This is a genomic window from Methanoculleus thermophilus (assembly GCF_001571405.1).
Taxonomy (GTDB): Archaea; Halobacteriota; Methanomicrobia; order Methanomicrobiales; family Methanoculleaceae; genus Methanoculleus; species Methanoculleus thermophilus.
In genome coordinates, this window is record NZ_BCNX01000003.1 from 24,924 (window position 1) to 41,914 (window position 16,991).

Annotated in this window: 21 protein-coding genes; 6 read left to right on the forward strand and 15 right to left on the reverse strand. The window is 57.9% G+C overall.

All coding sequences use genetic code 11. The features are described 5' to 3' along the window. Positions 1-40: 40 nt before the first annotated feature. From MCUTH_RS00190 to MCUTH_RS00250, 13 genes are all read right to left on the reverse strand, one after another. The gene (locus MCUTH_RS00190; protein WP_066953784.1) at positions 41-1,516 is read right to left on the reverse strand and encodes an acetyl-CoA carboxylase biotin carboxylase subunit; all 1,476 of its coding nucleotides are present in this window, start codon (positions 1,514-1,516) and stop codon (positions 41-43) included. 14 nt (positions 1,517-1,530) lie between these two features. Next, on the reverse strand, positions 1,531-3,285 hold the full coding sequence (gene oadA, locus MCUTH_RS00195; RefSeq protein WP_066953788.1) for a sodium-extruding oxaloacetate decarboxylase subunit alpha: 1,755 nt from the start codon (positions 3,283-3,285) through the stop codon (positions 1,531-1,533). Positions 3,286-3,337: 52 nt separating this feature from the next. After that, positions 3,338-3,991 (reverse strand): hypothetical protein, encoded by a 654-nt coding sequence (locus MCUTH_RS00200; protein ID WP_066953791.1) that lies wholly within the window; start codon positions 3,989-3,991, stop codon positions 3,338-3,340. Then, positions 3,973-4,671, reverse strand: coding sequence for an ATP-binding cassette domain-containing protein (locus MCUTH_RS00205; protein ID WP_066953794.1), 699 nt, complete (start codon positions 4,669-4,671; stop codon positions 3,973-3,975). The genes MCUTH_RS00200 and MCUTH_RS00205 overlap by 19 nt, the downstream gene beginning before the upstream one ends. Beyond that, entirely contained in the window at positions 4,668-5,339 is a 672-nt protein-coding gene (locus MCUTH_RS00210; RefSeq protein ID WP_066953797.1) for an energy-coupling factor ABC transporter ATP-binding protein, read from the reverse strand. Before MCUTH_RS00210 ends, MCUTH_RS00205 begins: the two co-directional genes overlap by 4 nt. Next, positions 5,336-5,836, reverse strand: coding sequence for a biotin transporter BioY (locus tag MCUTH_RS00215; RefSeq protein ID WP_066953800.1), 501 nt, complete (start codon positions 5,834-5,836; stop codon positions 5,336-5,338). The genes MCUTH_RS00210 and MCUTH_RS00215 overlap by 4 nt, the downstream gene beginning before the upstream one ends. Before the next feature lie 80 nt (positions 5,837-5,916). Beyond that, positions 5,917-6,897 carry a biotin--[acetyl-CoA-carboxylase] ligase gene (locus MCUTH_RS00220; protein WP_066953803.1) on the reverse strand — a complete coding sequence of 327 codons (981 nt, stop codon included), beginning with the start codon at positions 6,895-6,897 and terminating at the stop codon, positions 5,917-5,919. 5 nt (positions 6,898-6,902) lie between these two features. Continuing rightward, positions 6,903-7,325 carry a DUF2111 domain-containing protein gene (locus MCUTH_RS00225; RefSeq protein ID WP_066953806.1) on the reverse strand — a complete coding sequence of 141 codons (423 nt, stop codon included), beginning with the start codon at positions 7,323-7,325 and terminating at the stop codon, positions 6,903-6,905. Between the two features lie 32 nt (positions 7,326-7,357). After that, positions 7,358-7,936, reverse strand: a complete 579-nt coding sequence (locus tag MCUTH_RS00230) for a hypothetical protein (RefSeq protein ID WP_224732761.1) — start codon at positions 7,934-7,936, stop codon at positions 7,358-7,360. Further along, positions 7,933-9,369 (reverse strand): RtcB family protein, encoded by a 1,437-nt coding sequence (locus MCUTH_RS00235; protein WP_066953812.1) that lies wholly within the window; start codon positions 9,367-9,369, stop codon positions 7,933-7,935. Before MCUTH_RS00235 ends, MCUTH_RS00230 begins: the two co-directional genes overlap by 4 nt. Before the next feature lie 11 nt (positions 9,370-9,380). Continuing rightward, positions 9,381-9,788, reverse strand: coding sequence for an archease (locus tag MCUTH_RS00240; RefSeq protein ID WP_066953816.1), 408 nt, complete (start codon positions 9,786-9,788; stop codon positions 9,381-9,383). 3 nt (positions 9,789-9,791) lie between these two features. Next, positions 9,792-10,061 carry a hypothetical protein gene (locus tag MCUTH_RS00245; protein ID WP_066953819.1) on the reverse strand — a complete coding sequence of 90 codons (270 nt, stop codon included), beginning with the start codon at positions 10,059-10,061 and terminating at the stop codon, positions 9,792-9,794. Between the two features lie 55 nt (positions 10,062-10,116). Beyond that, entirely contained in the window at positions 10,117-10,431 is a 315-nt protein-coding gene (locus MCUTH_RS00250) for a DUF2551 domain-containing protein (RefSeq protein WP_066953822.1), read from the reverse strand. Between the two features lie 536 nt (positions 10,432-10,967). Here MCUTH_RS00250 and MCUTH_RS00255 point away from each other — a divergent pair. The 5 genes from MCUTH_RS00255 to MCUTH_RS00275 all read left to right on the forward strand — a co-directional run bounded on the left by MCUTH_RS00255 (position 10,968) and on the right by MCUTH_RS00275 (position 15,013). Further along, positions 10,968-11,822, forward strand: coding sequence for a protein translocase subunit SecF (locus tag MCUTH_RS00255; protein WP_066953825.1), 855 nt, complete (start codon positions 10,968-10,970; stop codon positions 11,820-11,822). Further along, the gene (locus MCUTH_RS00260) at positions 11,819-13,279 is read left to right on the forward strand and encodes a preprotein translocase subunit SecD (protein ID WP_066953829.1); all 1,461 of its coding nucleotides are present in this window, start codon (positions 11,819-11,821) and stop codon (positions 13,277-13,279) included. The genes MCUTH_RS00255 and MCUTH_RS00260 overlap by 4 nt, the downstream gene beginning before the upstream one ends. A 61-nt stretch (positions 13,280-13,340) precedes the next feature. After that, a complete protein-coding gene (locus tag MCUTH_RS00265; protein ID WP_066953832.1) occupies positions 13,341-13,625 on the forward strand; it encodes a thioredoxin family protein in 285 nt (94 codons plus the stop codon). A gap of 4 nt (positions 13,626-13,629) precedes the next feature. Then, positions 13,630-14,280: an NADPH-dependent F420 reductase gene (gene npdG, locus MCUTH_RS00270; protein WP_066953835.1), complete on the forward strand. Its 651-nt coding sequence runs from the start codon at positions 13,630-13,632 to the stop codon at positions 14,278-14,280. Positions 14,281-14,467: 187 nt separating this feature from the next. Next, positions 14,468-15,013, forward strand: a complete 546-nt coding sequence (locus MCUTH_RS00275; RefSeq protein ID WP_066953838.1) for an aldolase — start codon at positions 14,468-14,470, stop codon at positions 15,011-15,013. Here the strand turns inward: MCUTH_RS00275 and aglJ are convergent. Continuing rightward, positions 14,984-15,910 carry an S-layer glycoprotein N-glycosyltransferase AglJ gene (gene aglJ / locus MCUTH_RS00280; RefSeq protein WP_066953841.1) on the reverse strand — a complete coding sequence of 309 codons (927 nt, stop codon included), beginning with the start codon at positions 15,908-15,910 and terminating at the stop codon, positions 14,984-14,986. The two genes, MCUTH_RS00275 and aglJ, sit on opposite strands and share 30 nt — an antisense overlap. Before the next feature lie 40 nt (positions 15,911-15,950). On the opposite strand from aglJ, the gene MCUTH_RS00285 reads away from it, so the two are divergent. Next, complete coding sequence (locus MCUTH_RS00285; protein WP_066953844.1) at positions 15,951-16,535, forward strand: endonuclease dU; 585 nt, start codon at positions 15,951-15,953, stop codon at positions 16,533-16,535. On the opposite strand, the gene MCUTH_RS00290 is transcribed toward MCUTH_RS00285, so the two are convergent. Beyond that, entirely contained in the window at positions 16,509-16,955 is a 447-nt protein-coding gene (locus MCUTH_RS00290; RefSeq protein ID WP_066953847.1) for a universal stress protein, read from the reverse strand. The genes MCUTH_RS00285 and MCUTH_RS00290 overlap by 27 nt on opposite strands. Positions 16,956-16,991 lie beyond the last annotated feature (36 nt).

The following is a 16,991-nucleotide window of genomic DNA, read 5'->3' on the forward strand; positions in this document are numbered from 1 at the left end:
CAAATAAACCTTACGTCTCCCCAAAAAATTGGATGACGGGTTACTTCATGTTTTTCTGTAGATACACGTTGACTGCTGCGGTTATTGCCGCCACATGTTTCCCCTGCCGGAGCGACGCGGCCAGTGTCTGCATACGCGCCTCTTCCTCGTGGAGGTAGCGGCGCAGATCCGCCATGATATGCTCCTCCTGGAGGAAGTGTGTGTGCGTATCGCCGGCGATGAAGTGAGCGTTATGCATGATCGCGTAGTGGAGCGGGAGCGTTGTCTTCACACCCAGGATGACATACTCGTAGATGGCCCGGCGCATCCGCTGGATAGCCTCCTCGCGGTTGGAGCCGAGAGCGCAGAGCTTCGAGATCATCGAGTCGTAGTGCGGAGGGATGGTATAACCCACATGAATGCCGGAGTCAACCCGTATCCCCGGCCCGCCCGGGGAGCGGTAGCGGACAATCTTTCCTGGATCCGCAGCGAAGTTGTTCAGGGGGTCCTCAGCGTTAATCCGGCACTCGATCGCGTGCCCCCGGATACTGACATCCTCCTGGTCCATCGCGAGTTCCTCCCCGGCAGCGATGGCGATCTGCTGCTTGACCATGTCAAGCCCTGTGATGAACTCCGTGACCGTGTGCTCCACCTGCAGCCGGGTGTTCACTTCCATGAAGTAGTAGTTGCCGTTTGAATAGAGAAACTCCACCGTGCCGGCGTTCGTGTAGTTTGCTGCCTTTGCGGCGGCAATGGCCGAGGCTGTCATCCGTTCGCGGAGTGCGGGTGTCATGATCGGACAGGGTGCTTCCTCGAGCAGTTTCTGGTGCCGGCGCTGGATCGAGCACTCACGGTCGTAGAGGTGGAGGATGTGCCCTTTCGAATCGGCAAGGATCTGAATCTCGATGTGGCGCGGTTTCGTGAGATATTTCTCCACGAAGACCGTCGGATCTCCGAAGGCGGATTGGGCGATCCGCATGCCTTTTTCGATTGCTTCCTCGAGTTGCTCCTCGTTCTCGGCGATGTGCATCCCGATACCGCCGCCGCCCGCGCTTGCCTTCACAATCACCGGGTAGCCGATCTCAGCGGCGACCTTCTTCGCTTCATCGAGGCTCCTGACGCCTTCCGGGGTGCCGGGAAGGACCGGTACACCCGCATCGTGCATCATCTGCTTCGACCCGATCTTCGAGCCAAGAGCCTTGATGGTCTTCCACGATGGTCCGATAAACGTCAGACCTTCATCCTCGACAAGTTTTGCAAAATCGGCATTCTCAGCAAGGAACCCGTACCCCGGATGAATTGCCTCCGCTCCGGTCTTCTTCGCCACATCGCAGATCCGCTCTTTGTTGAGGTAACTCTTTGATGGGTGCGCCTCGCCCACGCAGAATGCTTCGTCGGCATACTTGACGTGGAGTGAATTCTTGTCGGGTTCTGAGTAGATAGCAACCGTATCGATACCCAGTTCCCGGCAGGCACGCATAATCCGGATGGCAATCTCGCCACGGTTAGCAATCAGGATCTTGTCAAAGTACTTCATCGCGCAAACAGTCCCTATTCGATGATCATGAGCACATCGCCGTTCTGCACGACGTCCCCGGCATCCACGAAGATCTCCTTCACCGTGCCGTCGCGTGGACTGCGGATTGGGTTCTCCATCTTCATCGCTTCAAGGACAATGAGGGTATCGCCCTTCTTGACGGTGCTCCCACGCTCGGTCATCACCTTCAGGACCATGCCCTGCATGTTGCTCTTGACGCCGCCGGCGACCTCGCCGCGGGGGATCCTCTCTTTGGCTGATGATTCGGCTGCAGGTCCCGGGACCGAGCCTCCCTCCACGGTAATGATCCGGACCGAGAAGATCTCGCCGTCCACCTCCACCTCCATGGACCGGGGTATGCCTGCAGCCCCTGCTGGTGCGGTGACGACTGCCGTCTTTTCCGGGATCACTTCGGCCTTCCGCTCGCCCCGGAGGAACGAGGGAGCAATGTTTGGATAGAGGATATAGGTGAGAACGTCCTCCTCACGGGTGACGAGACCCTGCTCCATTGCTTCCGCCCGCATCTGCTCGTAGATGGGTTCGAGGAGATCCGCCGGACGGACCGTGATCGGTTTCTCGTCGCCGATGATCATCTTCTGCACCTCCGTGCTGATCGGGGCGGGTGAGCGGCCGTAACAGCCGAGGACGTAGTCCTTTACCTCTTTTGTCACGTTCCGGTAGCGTCCGCCCATCAGAACGTTGAGCACCGCCTGCGTGCCCACGATCTGGCTTGTCGGTGTCACGAGCGGCGGGTAGCCGAGGTCCTCTCTAACCCGGGGGATCTCGTGGAGCACCTCATCCAGGCGGTCAAGTGCATTCTGCTCCTTTAACTGGGAGACGAGGTTTGAGATCATACCGCCCGGAAGCTGGTAGATCAGCACGTCCGAGTCAACCCTGTCTGCGATGGAGTTGAAGAGCGGATCGTACTTCTCCCGAATCTCACGGCAGATGTTGCGGACCTTGCGGAGTTTGATGAGGTCTATCTTTGTATCCCGCGGCGTTCCGGCGACGCTTGCAACGACACTCTCCGTTGGAGGCTGGGATGTGCCGAGGGAGAACGGCGACATCGCCGTGTCAAGAATATCCACGCCGGCATCGATCGCCGCCTGATAACTCAGGGGTGCCACGCCGCTCGTACAGTGGGAGTGGAGACAGACCTTGACATCTGCTACCTTCTTGATCCCCGAGATAAGGTCTCGGGCATCATGGGGCATGATCAGTCCGGCCATGTCCTTGATGCAGATCGAGTCGCAGCCAAGCGTATAGAGCTCCTGCGCCATATCGATAAAGGACGCAACGGAGTGAACCGGGCTTGTCGTGTAGGAGATTGCGCCCTGCAGGTGCGCGCCGACGTTCTGGACCTCCTCCATCGCTTTCTTCATATTCCGGATATCATTCAATGCATCAAAGACCCGGAAGATGTCAACTCCGTTCCGCGCCGATGCCTCTACGAACTTCTCCACCACATCGTCCGGATAATGCCGGTACCCTACGAGGTTCTGCCCTCGCAGAAGCATCTGGATAGGAGTGCGCTTGAGTTCAGCCTTCAGCATCCTGAGACGGTCCCAGGGATCGTCGTTGAGGAACCTGATGCAGCTGTCAAAGGTCGCCCCGCCCCAGGCTTCGACAGAGAAAAAACCCACTTCGTCGATGGCTCGGGCAAGAGGGAGCATATCTTCTGTCCGCAACCGGGTGGCGATGAGCGATTGATGCGCATCCCTAAGCGTGGTGTCGGTGATATTGAGTGTATCCGATTTGGCAGCACACATCGAATTTGCACCTCGAAGGGCTGAGAAAATATCAATAAAGCCTCTAGAAAATTCATCCTAATAATATAAAAACGTCGCGAAGGGGCAGGCACGATAAAATCCCAAAAAATACGGCTGATATGGATGCCAGAAGATCTTTTGAGTCCCTCCTGAACTCTGGACAGATCTCTCCTCCGAACGTATACCCCCGCACGGCAAGCAGCCGTGCGATATCGTCGGATCGCCGGATCTCCGTAACAATGAGGGTGACGGCGAGCGGCACGATCGAGCGCAGACCGGGTCGGATTCCCTTCAGTGCCATTGCCACCTGCGCATGCTCGATATCCTCCCGGATAACGGCGAGCCCTCCAATTCCCATCTCGGCAATGAGCCCGATCTCGAATCCAACCCGGTTGCCGAGGGCCCAGACCGCCACAGAAAGAGCATCTCCCTCCCTCGTCTCGGCATATGCCCATGCAGCAAGCAGCAGAATCACGGTCATCCGGATGAAGTAGGAGAGACCAGGTCCGCCCTCCAATGCAGAGACGAGGGCTGTGACGCCGATCATCGCAATAAGGGGGATGAGCACCCGCGGTCCCGGGAGGGTTTTTGTGCGCGGTGTCGCGAGCAGCCACCAGACGAGGGCTGCGACGGCTCCTGCCGTGCTTGCAAACGCAGCAAGCGAGAGGACAGCAGCCGCAAGGAACCTCAGTCGCGGATCCTGCATAGCGCCTCCCGGGCGTCCTGGAGCCTGATGTTTTCCGGGCGCGCACCCTCGTTTAAGGCGTATGCAAGGTACGGCGGAGCGTGCCGCCATCTGGGAATCGCATGGGGAACACCGCCGAGGCCGGTCAGGGTTCCGTTCTCCATCTCCCAGATTGCATCCACCCGGGGGAGGACCGCGCTCTCGTGCGAGAAGATGATTGTGATGCCCTCTCTCCTCCCCTCGATCATCCTGCAGGTCCTCTGTTTTGCGGTGCAGTCGAGCGAGCTGAACGGTTCGTCCAGCATCAAGAGGTCCGGATCTTGCATGATGGCGCAACAAAGGGTCAGCCGTTTGAGTTCACCGCGGGAGAGGCGGAACGGGTCATCGTCTGCACGCCCGACCAGATCCGCCCGGGCAAGCACCTCGTCCGGGTCAAGGCCCCAGGATGCAGCCTCCCCGGCGACGGTCGAGGATGTTATGTGGTACTCCGGGAACTGGAGCAGGACCTGGACCGAGGAGATCCCGTGCCTTCGGACGGCGCCACCGGTTGGACGGAGAAGCCCTGCGATCAGGAGGGCGAGCGTCGATTTTCCACTGCCCACCGGACCGCTGACCAGGTGTACGCCCTCATCGAAGGTGCCGCTGCCCCGGAGGGTGAACGTCCCCCGGGCAAACAGGAGTTCATCAAGTTCCACTCTCATGAACGGAGCCTCCAGATCGTCGGGTAAAAGCACGTCCCCTCGAGCGCCGAGAAGACCTCGTCGGGCGTCCCGTGGTGCCGGACCCTGCCGCCGTCCATGAAGAGGATGAAGTCCGCTTCGGCTGCGGCATCCATCGATTGGGTGCACCAGAGGACGTGGGCGGCCGGGCTCTCCCGCACGATGCGGTGGACGCGCTTTGCGGTCCCGGCGTCCAGGTGCGAGTCGGCCTCGTCGAGGATCAGCACCTCGGGGTTATCGACAACGGCCGCGGCCAGCCCGACGAGGGCCTTCTCTCCCCCGGAGAGGGCCGAGACCTTCTTATCGAGGAGGTGGACGATGCCGACCGCCTCTGCGGCCGCCCTGACAAGTTCATCCGCCCTCGTACAGGGGTAATGGCGGAACCGCGGGGTCGATGCAATCTCGTCGTAGACCCGGGAGAAGAGGAGCGTCCGGTCCGGGAACTCCCCTACCCACCCGATCTTTGCAGCGGACGGCGGCTTTCCGAGGATCTGGACTCTCCCCCTCTTTGGCTCCTCGAGTCCGGCGCAGACCGAGAGGAGCGTCGTTTTTCCGCTCCCGTTCGGCCCGATCACGGCGATATGGCGTGCAACGAGAGAGAGATCGGGAATATCGAGCAGTTTATGCCGAAGATCGGTGATGCGGATCATGCCAGACGCTTTCCTATCGAGTACGCTGCTGCGACCTTCACGACCTCCCCGATGACGAACGGGGCGACCCCGAGCAGGACAGCCTGGGGGAGCGCAAGCGAGGCCGAGTAGGCGAGCCATGCAACCCCGAAGAGGTAGATGACGGTTGTCGCCAGAATCAGGCCTCCTACACGCCACTGTATCGATTCATGCTCGTAGGCGAGCCCGACGATGAGGGCGGCGGGGATGAAGCCGATCAGGTACCCTCCCGTCGGGCCGAGGAGCACCCCAAGACCCGCCGTACCGTTATGGAACATCGGCAGGTTCGCCGCCCCGAGGAGGACGTAGAGCCCGACGGGTATCACTCCGTAGCGTTTCATGACGATACCCGCAAGAAGCACAAAGAGTGTCTGGAGTGTGAGCGGGACCGGGGGCAACGGGATGGATATCCAGCTCCCGGCAGCAATTAGCGCGATAAACGTGCCGCTGTAGGCAAGGATCCGTGTTCGACGTATCATCTAGACCGTCTAGTATGGGACGGCCGAAGAGAAAAATCCTGTCAACCAAAAATTTTGTTGTGGTTGACAGGTGGCCCGGGTCAGAACTGGAAACAGTCGCCGGAGATAACCCGCTCGACCTCTCCGTTGTCCTTGCGGATGATCAGGGCGCCGTGCCTGTCGATGTCGATGGCTTCTCCCTCAAAGGTCTTGTTGATGGTCTTGATGACGACCCGGTGCTCAAGCGTCAGGGAGAGGGTCTTCCACTCGCGAATGATGGAATCGTATTCTCCATCCTCGAGCTGCCGATAGCGCAGCTCAAATTCCCGCAGTATCCGGGCAAGAAGCGCCACACGATCGACCTCATGGCCCACCTCATCCTTGAGCGAGGTGATTGTCTTCTGCAGGTCCGATGGTAGATCGGCAAGTGAGATGTTCGCATCGATCCCGATCCCGAGAAGGGCATAGTGGACGGTATCTGCCTCTGCGGCGAGCTCCAGGAGCAGCCCGGCAACCTTCTTATCCCCGATGAAGATGTCGTTGGGCCACTTGATGAGGGCGCTGATGTTGTACTCCTTCCGAATGGCCCGGGCGATTGCGATCGCCCCGGCCATGGTGATCATGAAGAGGTTGTCAAGCGGGATCCGCGGTTTTAAGACGATGGTGGCCCAGATCCCACCGGCGGGCGAGACCCAGGCGCGTCCGAGTCTCCCAACGCCGCCGGTCTGCTCCTCGGCGATGATCACCAGACCGTGCAGTTGTTCAGGATCCGTCTCGCCGGCAAGTCTCTTCCCGATCCAGCTTGTGGATGCGGTGCGGTCGAAGTGGCGGATCTGCCGTCCGATGACCTGCGTGCGAAGTTTTTTCTGGATCTCGTACGGAAGGAGCCTGCTTGTTGCCGCTTCAAGGCGATAGCCTTCCGCCCGCGATGATGAGATACGGTATCCCAACTTTCGGAGTTCACGTATCTGTTTCCAGACTGCTGAACGGGTTATGCCCAGTTGCTCTGCAATTCGCTCGCCCGATACCGGGCCGGATGCTTCTTCGAGAATCTTTAATACGCTGATTGCCGTATCCTTCATGTCTATTACCTTTGCGTTGCAGGCGACTCAGTCGAGGGCGGATATGGATTCTCACCAAAGATCTGCCTTTGGATCTCCGCGTTCTGCTCCATGAAACCCGCAATATCGAAGATCCCGGTCACATCGACGATCCCAATCGCGCCGATGGCCTTGCCTTCCTCGTTTCGCACCGGCGCCACTACCACCGGGATGCCTTTGTATGGGCCTCCTTGCGGCCTGACCCTCAACGTGACGTTCTCCGCCAGGACTTCTTCAAGAACGGGGCCGGTATAGGCCTCCTCAATAATCTTCCCTCCCTCGATTCTGAGTCCGGGGTAATCTCGGGAGCGTGCTGTAACAGGCAGACGGCCAAGCAGTTCATGGATACTCATCATGATTGGAGCGAGATCGCGCGCTCTCGAAGACTCAGAGATGATATACTGCTCCATGGTCGTACCCCTAACTTTTCATCACGGTTTATCTAAAATAATGTTTCCCTCTCGTTGCAGGAGAACTCCTTCAAAAATTCACGTGTTGGGTACTCATGGATACTGGAGATCAGAATTATTCCGTCGCCGACCACCTTCTCGATGAGAAGCGCCTCACCGGTATCCGCGGCGGCAAGCGTCTCACCGCCGTGGGACGGGAAGGTGCCATCACACTCGACGGCGGTCAGGTCGTATCCGGAGAACAGGGAGTTGTATCTGCTCTCCCTCTCGAACCTGACGGCACGCGGCCCATAGGCGAACGTATAGGTTACCGGGAATGGGAGCCAGTCGTAGGCGTCATCACGAGAGCATCCTGCCCCGAAGACAAGCAGTCGCCCACCGTTCTCGACGAAACGCCGGATACGCCCCTCTGCGGCCCGAAGAGCCGGAAGAAGGTTTGAGTAGGACGGGTTTGCAAACCCCGTCGGGACGATGAGTGAACCGAATCGTCCGCGCCAGAAGGGAGATCCAAGCATATGGGGGTTGACCGTCTCACAGCAGGAGCCGCAGTCCTCGATGAGCCGCGAGAACATGAGAGGACTGTCCCAGAGCAGCCCGGTTCTGCCGGTCACCCCTTGATCACCCCGAGCGGCTCAAGTCGGACAACGATATCCGAGAGGCCTGCTTCATGCACGACCCGGACCACTTCCCCGCTTGGCTTATAGACTTCGGGTGCTTCTTCAGCGAGGGCGGCGTCGCTGTGAGCTCGCACCACAATGCCCTCTCCTGCGAGTTGCTCCCGGAGTTCTCTCCCGCGGACTTCTTTCTTCGCCTTCGACCGGCTGAGCACTCTCCCTGCGCCGTGGCAGGTGCTCCCGAAGGTCTTTTCCATAGCAGTCGATGTGCCGCGGAGGAGGTAAGAGGACGTCCCCATGCTTCCTGGGATGATCACGGGTTGCCCGATCGCGGCATACTCCCTGGGAATACCCGCTGCCCCGGGACCGAACGCTCGTGTCGCGCCTTTGCGATGGACGCAGACCTCCATCGACGCACCGTCGACGTCGTGGCGCTCGAACTTTGCGACGTTGTGTGCGACATCGTAGATGAGCCGCATCTCATCGTAATCGATCCCGAAGAGCTGCGAAAAGACTTTTCTTGCCTCGTGCATGATGACCTGTCGATTCGCCCAGGCATAATTTGCAGCGCAGACCATGGCGCCATAGTACGCACGCCCTTCTGGGGAATCGATAGGAGCGCAGGCAAGTTGCCGATCCGGGAGTTGTATCCCGTATTTCGAAAGCGCCCCCTCGAGCACCCGTATGTGGTCGGTGGCGACCTGGTGGCCGAGACCCCGTGAGCCGCAGTGGACCATGAAACAGACCTGTCCCTCAGATATTCCAAAGGCCTTCGCAACCTCGGGATTGACGATCTCTCGCGCCACCTGAACCTCCAGGAAGTGGTTTCCCGCGCCGAGCGTCCCGATCTGCGGCACGCCTCGCTGGCGTGCTTTGGCACTGACCGTCTCCGGTTGTGCGCCGGGCATCGCGCCTTCCTCCTCGCACCGGGCAAGATCAGCGCTCGTGCCGAGTCCGCGCTCAACCGCCCATCGTGCGCCGTCGACCATGATATCGGAGAGCTCCTTGTTTGAGACCCGCAAGGTGCTTTTTGCACCAACACCTGTCGGTACCGCGGCAAAGAGGCTCTCGATCAGTTCTCGCTTCTTGCCGGAGAGATCGGCCTCGGTCAGAGGTGTCGTGATCAGCCGGACGCCGCAGTTGATGTCGAAGCCAACCCCGCCGGGAGAGATGACCCCCTCAGTCATATCAAACGCGGCAACACCGCCGATGGGAAACCCGTATCCCCAATGAATATCGGGCATGGCAAGCGAGTGTTTCACAATCCCGGGAAGGGTTGCGACGTTTGCAAGCTGACGAATTGCCCCTTCCTCAAGTGTCTCTCCAAGCGACGGTGAGAGGAAGAAACGCCCGGGTACCCGCATATTGGGAACATACCCGATGGGGACCTCCCATTCGAGGTCTCCGACTTTATTGATTCCTTCAAGCATATGGACCCCTCTTAAATATCGAAGATGATCTCCACCACATAACCCTCTTCTTCTTTAACGATTTCGAGTCCAAAGTAGGATATACCCTTGACAATCGTCCCTCCGGAGTGCCGCTTTGGATCGAAGGGCTCACCTCGTGCGGTGGCGGTGAGCCGGGTACCCTGGACATCAACGTCAAACGTGCAGAATACGGTGCCCTCGACCTCGGTGATGAAGAGCAGTTCCGAGAGGTAGTCGATAAGGAGGGCCTCGAGGTTATCGGCCTCGAGGGAGATCTCTCTCGTGACGCCGCGGTCAATGCAGGGGCCGTACATGATTTGGAACATGGCTCGGCCTGCATCGGCAAAGAGCTCGTTTATGGTCCTTCCCCGCACCCGCATCTGGACGTCGGCGGTATGTTCCAGTTCTTCGAAACTCATGGTCTAGAAGTCATCATAAAATATAGGAATCATTCCCTTGTGAACGGAGTCGATGTAGCGGGCCTGATACTTCGAGACATAGATGGTATAATCACCAACCGGGATCTTCAGATCGGTCGATTTCGGCGGTTTCACTGACGTCGGGAGGAGGATGGCTCCGCTGCAGGATGTGCTCACCCTGAAATCACGCTTTCTCTGGAGAACGTATGTTCGGACGTCGTCTGTGATGTAGATGCTTGGCGATGGTTCAGACCCCTGTGTATCACTCTGCATGATTAGTCTCACATATTGGTTTTGGGTATAAAAAAAGAGGTATGGTCTTTGAGTGTTACGTTATTCCGAGGATCTTCGCCACCACATCCACGTACTGGTCTTTCAATTCGTAAATTGTCTTTGTTCCCTCTGCGTTCCGCTTCACATGCAGAATGCCCATTCGGGATGCAATGATACCTACCATTGATGCGATGGAGTGATAGCTGATCGAGAACTGCTTCTGTAACCTCCTGTAGATCTGGGGGATGGTCAGAGATTTTACTTTCACGAAGAGGCTGAGCAGTTCGTGCCGGATTCCATCCCGGTCCCGTGAGAGATATCCTTTGAGTCGAGTTTCTATCTCTTTTTTGAGCTCAGAGGGTGATCTCATATGTGCTTGTGATTCGGTATTTTATATATATCTTTTCTTTTCAATCGTTTAATCGAGTATTCTGCCAGGAGGACGACAATTGTCTGACGAAATATGGTGAGGATAAATTAGATTGGTCTATTCATAATACTGTAACATATAAGAGGATATTTTAGAAATTTAGTGAACATAACCCGTGTTCTTGTTGCTCAGGATCTTCCTCCAATGAACTCTCCTGCAAACATTCTGCGTGCCGCTCTGTTCTGTGGGCAATGCTTGCAGGCATGCGCGTAAAGACGATGAACATGAGGGTTGGCCTGGGATCTGGCAGGGACAGTCTGAATGGATAAATGCGTTCTGGCCCGGCGTGATGAGATCTGCAAAGATGGGCTGCCATGCTTCGTTAGGACCTACGCGGAGGGAGAACCGGGCGCGATCAGACCTTATTCTGATCCGGGATATTTTGGGACGGACTCGCGCTCCCCGGGCGGATCACGATTCGCGCCTCGTATGAATGAGCAACCCTTTAACCTATCACACCCGTACACTACTACGGCATGGAATTTTCCGGATATGATATCAACAAATACTCTCCGCGGCAGATGGTAGCGCTGCCCCTCGTTCTTCTCCTCCTTGCCGGGGTCCTGGTGGGCTATACCACGCTCACCACCGGCCTGCCGGTAACTCCGGGCATTGACTTTGTAGGGGGAACGGCGGTCACCGTGTTTACCGCTGACAGCAAGGAGACGTTAGAGGCGACCTTTGCCGGGTATCCACTGCTATCGGTGGGTGAGGGGATCGGCAACGGAAAGTACCTCCAGTTCGGTCCCATGGACGATACGCAGCTTCAGGATCTCGCTAGGCTCATCAATGAGAAGTATCCTGATGCGAAAGTAGACCAGATCGGCGAGACGTTCGGAAAGACCCTTCAGGGCCAGGCAATCCTCGCACTGATCTTCTCGTTCATCGGGATGGCCGTCGTGATCTTTCTGGTGTACCGCAAACTGGTATCAGCAGGCGCGATCGTTCTTGCGGCCTTTTCTGATATCTGCATCACTGCGGCGATCATGCAGATCATCGGCATCCCGCTCTCCCTCGGGACTACGGCGGCTCTTCTGATGCTGATCGGGTACGCTGCAGACAGTAACGTCCTGCTGACCACACGTCTCTTGAAGCGCAAAGGGAAACTCGAAGAGAAACTCTCCGGAGCCTTCAGGACCGGTATCATCATGACGACGACGACGCTTACGGCCATCGCCGCGATGTGGGTCGTCGCCACGGCAGGCCAGATCCAGATCATCAGCGAGATCGCAAGCGTCCTTCTCATCGGGCTTTTTGTCGATATGATGAACACCTGGATGTTGAATGCCGGGATACTCAAAGGATACATCCGCCGGGAGAATAAGAGATGAACAGCGAAACCATCAAGAACCTTGTTAAAGACTGGCGGGTTGCCCTGCTGCTCGTGCTGGTCGTCGGCTCCCTCATCGGCATCTACCTCGCCCCCCCGAACCCGGAGAAGGGGCTTGAGGGGAACCTCCAGTTCGGTCTCGATCTCGAAGGGGGATCGTGGCTGCAGATGGAGTTCCAGTCCGTGGTCGTGACCTACTCGACCGACGGATCGGTTGGAAACCTCATAGAGAACCTGAGAACTGGTCTAGATGCGGATGTCATCCAGATCGACCAGAACCACCTGGAGATCCGAAAGAGCGTCTCACGCGCTGACCTTGAGCCGATCTTTGCAGAGTCGGACGCTTCGATCGTCGGTTACCAGAAGGGTGTATCGGCGCTCACCGCGGACGAAGTAAAGCGGATCTTAAGCGACAAGGTGAACGCTCTCGGGATGCAGGACGCGCGGATCAACCTCCTTACCCCGACGGGAAGCGATTACCCGCAGTATGTGCGGATTGAACTTGCCGGCGTCGATATGGCGACGGCGCAGGAGATTGTCGGCAAGCAGGGTCTCTTCGAGATCCGGATCCAGACGACCGGCAACGAGACCGAGCACGTCCTCTACGGCGACCAGATCACGAGCGTCGGCGTGCCGCAGAGAGATCCCGGAACACAGGAGTGGGGTGTCGGGTTCTCGCTCTCTGATGCCGGCGCAGAGGCCTTCCGGAATGCCGCCATCGAGCACGGAGCGGTCGACAACCCAAGAGCTCATTACCTCATGATGCTTCTTGACAACGAGACCGTCTACAGCGCTCCCCTCGACGGGAGACTTGCGACAGAACTCCGGTCGGGCCCGGTCAGGTCGCTCTCCGCGAGCACCGGCCTCGGCGATGAGGGGCTAGAGGAAGCACAGGCGCTCCAGGTTCACCTGCGTGCCGGCGCCTTGCCGGTGAAGGTGGATATCGTCGGGTCTGGCTCGGTCCCCGCGGCGTTAGGCGAACAGTTCAAGATGGTGGTCCTCATTGCCGGGGTGCTTGCCCTGCTCACCGTGGGAGTCGTCGTCTACTACCGCTACCGGGAGCCCTCGATCGTGATCCCGATGCTCGCCGTCAACTTTTCAGAGATCGTCATTCTGCTCGGTATCGCCCGATATTTCGTGCAACTCGATCTCGCCACCATCGCCGGTCTGATAGCGGTTGTGGGTACCGGTATCGACCAGCTTGTCATCATCACGGACGAGGTTCTTCACGAAGGGCGCGTCCCATCGCCGAACCTTTATCTGAAACGGTACGGACGGGCGCTCGGGATCATCTTCGCCTCGGCGGCGACGGTCTTCATCGCCATGCTCCCTCTCGCGTTGATGGACCTCTCCACTCTCCGGGGCTTTGCCATCATCACCATACTCGGTGTCCTGATCGGTATCCTGGTCACCAGGCCCGCGTATGGAAAGATAATCATGGCAATCCTCTCCAAATAAAAATCCCACAACAACCTTTATTACCCCATTCACACACAGTGTGTGAATGGGGTATAGTCTTATGGGAAAACCAGTTTTGATGGACTTTTTCGCCGAGTGGTGCGGCCCATGCCACCAGCAGTCACCGATCATCGATGAACTCGAGGCAAGAATGGGCGACAAAGTTGAGATCAGGAAGATTGACGTCGGTGTTGATTCCGAGCAGACACGCCAATATGCCGCAAAATACGACATTCAGTTCGTACCGACGCTAATTATCGAGAAAGATGGAAAGATCGTCCAGAAACTGGTGGGTGTACAGGATCTCGAGAAACTTGAAAGCATCCTAAAACCGCTGGTCGAGTAAGGCAATGAAGATCGGGATCGTCGGTGGAACCGGTGAGATAGGGGAGGGCATGGCGCTCCGGCTCTCTCCGAAATACGATGTGATCGTGGGGTCACGTGAGGAGACAAAGGCGATAGCCACCTGTGATGCCTGCAGGGCATCTCTGGAGGAGCGTGATCTGGCGTGCAATCTCCTCGGGGTCACCAACCAGCGTGCGATCGACGAGGCGGATGTTGTCATTCTCGCGATACCGTTCAGACACGTGGCTCCCACCCTGAAAACCTTGACCGGGTTTGAGGATAAGATCGTCATCAGCCCGGTCAATCCGATCGAACGGACAACTTACTTCTATTACGCTCCTCCGCCGGAGGGTTCGGCGGCGATGATGATCAAGGGGATGCTTCCAGAGAGCGCGATCGTCTGTGCCGCGTTCAATAACGTCGCTGCAAACAAGTGGCGGGCGCTCGACGAGGTGCTGGACTACTCGGTCGCCGTCTGCTGCGACGACGATGGTGCAAAGCGAACGGTCATGGATCTTGTCAACAGTGTATCCAGCCTCCGTGCCTATGATGCAGGACCGCTTCATGCCGCTTCCATCGTTGAGAGCCTCACACCGCTTCTCCTCAACATCGCGCGGTTCAACGGGATGAAGGATGTCGGAGTGAGGTTTGTATAATCCTGCCCGGGAGAGGTTTTTGTGGCTCGGGACCTGCACCTGACCCCAAAAACCTGAACTCTTTGGTAATCGTATTCGCTCTGCAAAGACTGTTTTAGAACTCTGATCTCTTCTCGATAGTCCCAACCAGCACACAGATATCCCCTGTCGCGCCAAATCATTCTGTACGAAGTTCGGGATGTCTTAAATGCTGGATCAGGAATTCGAACGAATAGGAAAAAGGCTCTTTTTGGAAGGGCTTGTCGGAGCGAATTTCGGGAACATGAGCGTCCGGGCGGAGGAAGGCGGCTTTCACATCACCCGGACCGGCGCCTACCTCGACACCTGCGAGATGCCGGCCTTTGTTCCGGAGAAAGGCGACGCCCCGCGTGAAGCCTCGAGCGAGTACCGGGTCCACCGGGCGGTCTACCGGGAGACGCCCCATTGCGCGATCGTCCATGCCCACCCTGTCCACGCCGTTGCCGCCTCGCTCGATGCCGATATCATCCGGCCGGCCGACAGCGAGGGGGGGATGCTCTGCCCGGCAATCCCGGTCGTCACCGGGAGCCCGGGGACCAACGAGATCGCAGAGAACGTCGCCGGGGCGCTTCAGGCCGGTCATATCGTCATTGTCCGGGGGCATGGGACGTTTGCCGCCGGAAGAACACTTGATGAGGCGTATATCTACACCTCGATAGCAGAGTATGCCTGTAGGATTCTCTTCTTATCGGGGCGGCTTCGGGGGGTTCTGTAACTCCTCGATCTGACGGATGATCTCGCGGTGAAACCCAAGGAGCATGTCGCTGATAACCCCGAACATGAAGATCTGAAAGCCGACCACGATCAGGAGGACCGTGAGGATGGTGAGCGGCAGGTGCTCGATATTCTTGAGCCATTCGAGGACGACATAGATCCCGATGACACCACCTGCAAGCGATATGAGGAGACCGATGATCCCGAAGTAAAAGATCGGGTTGTTCGTCTTCGCGAGCCGGTATATGGTCGAGAGTATCCCGATACCGTCGTGGAGGGGATTTAGTTTGGTGGCGGTGCCGGATCGTGCGTAGTATCGGACAGGAACGACGGCTATTCGCTGCCCGTGTCTCACCGCCTCGACTGCCATCTCCGTCTCGATCTCGAATCCGGTCTCCTTTAAGGTCATTTGCCGGATCGAATGAAGGGTAAAAGCGCGGTAGCCGGAGAGGATGTCACGAAGGTCTCGTCCGTGTGCTATCCTGAACATCAAGTTGATGATATGGTTGCCGAGGTGGTTCAGCCTCGTGAACGCCCCTTCCTCCGGGTTGGCAAGGCGGTCGCCGATGACGTGATCGAACCCCCGCCCGAGAGGTTCGAGCATTCGCTCCGCGTCTTCCGGCGAGTTGGTCCCATCTCCGTCAAGCATGAGCACGTAAGGCTTATCGATGATCTCGATAGCCTCGATAATGGCGTTGCCCTTTCCCTTCCCCGTCTGTTTCCGGACAATTGCTCCTGCAGCCTGTGCAATCTCCGGGGTCCCGTCGATGCTGTTCCCATCCATGACGAGGATGTGGTGAAACCCGCGCTCCTGGAATTCCTGGATCAGTCTGCCGATCGTCGGGGCTTCATTCAGCGTAGGGATGAAGATGCACACCTCGTCGCGCTCGATGCTCATTGACGTACTTATATCCAATTGGGAATCATAAGGACTTCGCATGCACGTTGCCAAATCGGGGCTTAGGGTTCTCGGGATCGCTGAGAGTTACTCCGGGCGTGAGCGGTCCACCCTTGCCGGGGTCGTCATGCGAAAAGATCTCCTTATCGACGGGGTGGCCTTTGCACCGGTGACCGTCGGGGGATCGGACGCCACCGATGCGGTCATCCGGGTCTTTACCGGCCTTGCACGAGAGGATATCAACCTCATAATGATCAGCGGAAGCGTCATCGCCTGGTACAACATCATCGACCCCGTAGCGGTGCAGGAGGCGACGGGTCTCCCCGTCATCATCACTACCTACGAGGAGTCGGAAGGGCTCGAGGAAGACATTCGCCGGCACTTTCCGGGCGACGTTGAGAGGCTTGCAGCATACCGCCGGCTTGGCGAGCGTATCCCCGTCAGGCTGCACTCGGGATACGCTCTCTTCATCCGGCCTTACGGACTTTCCTTCAAGGATGCTGCAAGGCTCTGCAACGACTTCACGCGCGAAGGGAAGGTGCCCGAGCCGATCAGGGTTGCCCGGCTCATTGCCCGGGGTCTCGTCCGGTCGTCCCGGTCAACTCCTGACGACCATGACCGTTGACGTCGCATGATCGACGACGTAGGAACTGACACTCCCGAGGATGAATCGGTCGATCCGACCTCTGCCATGCGATCCAATCACGGTCAGGTCGGCGTTGAGCTCCTGCGCGAGAGCGGTGATCTCCGCTCCCGGGTGTCCTCGGCGCTTGTGAACCGTCATCCGGACTCCGGATGCGGCTGCCTGCCGCTCCGCTTCGGCGAGAATCTCATCCGCCTCCCGTTCGAGCGAGTCGAGGACTGCCTGCCTTGCTAAATCGGGTGGTTCGAGCTCGTTGAGCATCAGTGTAGGGTAGGTTTCGGTCTGGACAACATGTACGGCATGAAGGGCTGCTTTCATGGAGCGGGCAACGGCCAGCGCTTCCTCGAGCGCTCTGTGACCGATCTCCGACCCATCGATCGCGACGAGTATCAATTTGAACATAATCGTCTGTCTGAAACGTACTGATACAAATACATG

Excerpts from the sequence above, each read along its gene's own strand:
- MCUTH_RS00190 (WP_066953784.1), bottom strand. The coding sequence starts at position 1,516 with ATGAAGTACTTTGACAAGATCCTGATTGCTAACCGTGGCGAGATTGCC.
- oadA (WP_066953788.1), bottom strand. The coding sequence starts at position 3,285 with ATGTGTGCTGCCAAATCGGATACACTCAATATCACCGACACCACGCTT.
- MCUTH_RS00200 (WP_066953791.1), bottom strand. The coding sequence starts at position 3,991 with ATGCAGGATCCGCGACTGAGGTTCCTTGCGGCTGCTGTCCTCTCGCTT.
- MCUTH_RS00205 (WP_066953794.1), bottom strand. The coding sequence starts at position 4,671 with ATGAGAGTGGAACTTGATGAACTCCTGTTTGCCCGGGGGACGTTCACC.
- MCUTH_RS00210 (WP_066953797.1), bottom strand. The coding sequence starts at position 5,339 with ATGATCCGCATCACCGATCTTCGGCATAAACTGCTCGATATTCCCGAT.
- MCUTH_RS00215 (WP_066953800.1), bottom strand. The coding sequence starts at position 5,836 with ATGATACGTCGAACACGGATCCTTGCCTACAGCGGCACGTTTATCGCG.
- MCUTH_RS00220 (WP_066953803.1), bottom strand. The coding sequence starts at position 6,897 with ATGAAGGATACGGCAATCAGCGTATTAAAGATTCTCGAAGAAGCATCC.
- MCUTH_RS00225 (WP_066953806.1), bottom strand. The coding sequence starts at position 7,325 with ATGGAGCAGTATATCATCTCTGAGTCTTCGAGAGCGCGCGATCTCGCT.
- MCUTH_RS00235 (WP_066953812.1), bottom strand. The coding sequence starts at position 9,369 with ATGCTTGAAGGAATCAATAAAGTCGGAGACCTCGAATGGGAGGTCCCC.
- MCUTH_RS00240 (WP_066953816.1), bottom strand. The coding sequence starts at position 9,788 with ATGAGTTTCGAAGAACTGGAACATACCGCCGACGTCCAGATGCGGGTG.
- MCUTH_RS00245 (WP_066953819.1), bottom strand. The coding sequence starts at position 10,061 with ATGCAGAGTGATACACAGGGGTCTGAACCATCGCCAAGCATCTACATC.
- MCUTH_RS00250 (WP_066953822.1), bottom strand. The coding sequence starts at position 10,431 with ATGAGATCACCCTCTGAGCTCAAAAAAGAGATAGAAACTCGACTCAAA.
- MCUTH_RS00255 (WP_066953825.1), top strand. The coding sequence starts at position 10,968 with ATGGAATTTTCCGGATATGATATCAACAAATACTCTCCGCGGCAGATG.
- MCUTH_RS00260 (WP_066953829.1), top strand. The coding sequence starts at position 11,819 with ATGAACAGCGAAACCATCAAGAACCTTGTTAAAGACTGGCGGGTTGCC.
- MCUTH_RS00265 (WP_066953832.1), top strand. The coding sequence starts at position 13,341 with ATGGGAAAACCAGTTTTGATGGACTTTTTCGCCGAGTGGTGCGGCCCA.
- npdG (WP_066953835.1), top strand. The coding sequence starts at position 13,630 with ATGAAGATCGGGATCGTCGGTGGAACCGGTGAGATAGGGGAGGGCATG.
- MCUTH_RS00275 (WP_066953838.1), top strand. The coding sequence starts at position 14,468 with ATGCTGGATCAGGAATTCGAACGAATAGGAAAAAGGCTCTTTTTGGAA.
- aglJ (WP_066953841.1), bottom strand. The coding sequence starts at position 15,910 with ATGAGCATCGAGCGCGACGAGGTGTGCATCTTCATCCCTACGCTGAAT.
- MCUTH_RS00285 (WP_066953844.1), top strand. The coding sequence starts at position 15,951 with ATGCACGTTGCCAAATCGGGGCTTAGGGTTCTCGGGATCGCTGAGAGT.
- MCUTH_RS00290 (WP_066953847.1), bottom strand. The coding sequence starts at position 16,955 with ATGTTCAAATTGATACTCGTCGCGATCGATGGGTCGGAGATCGGTCAC.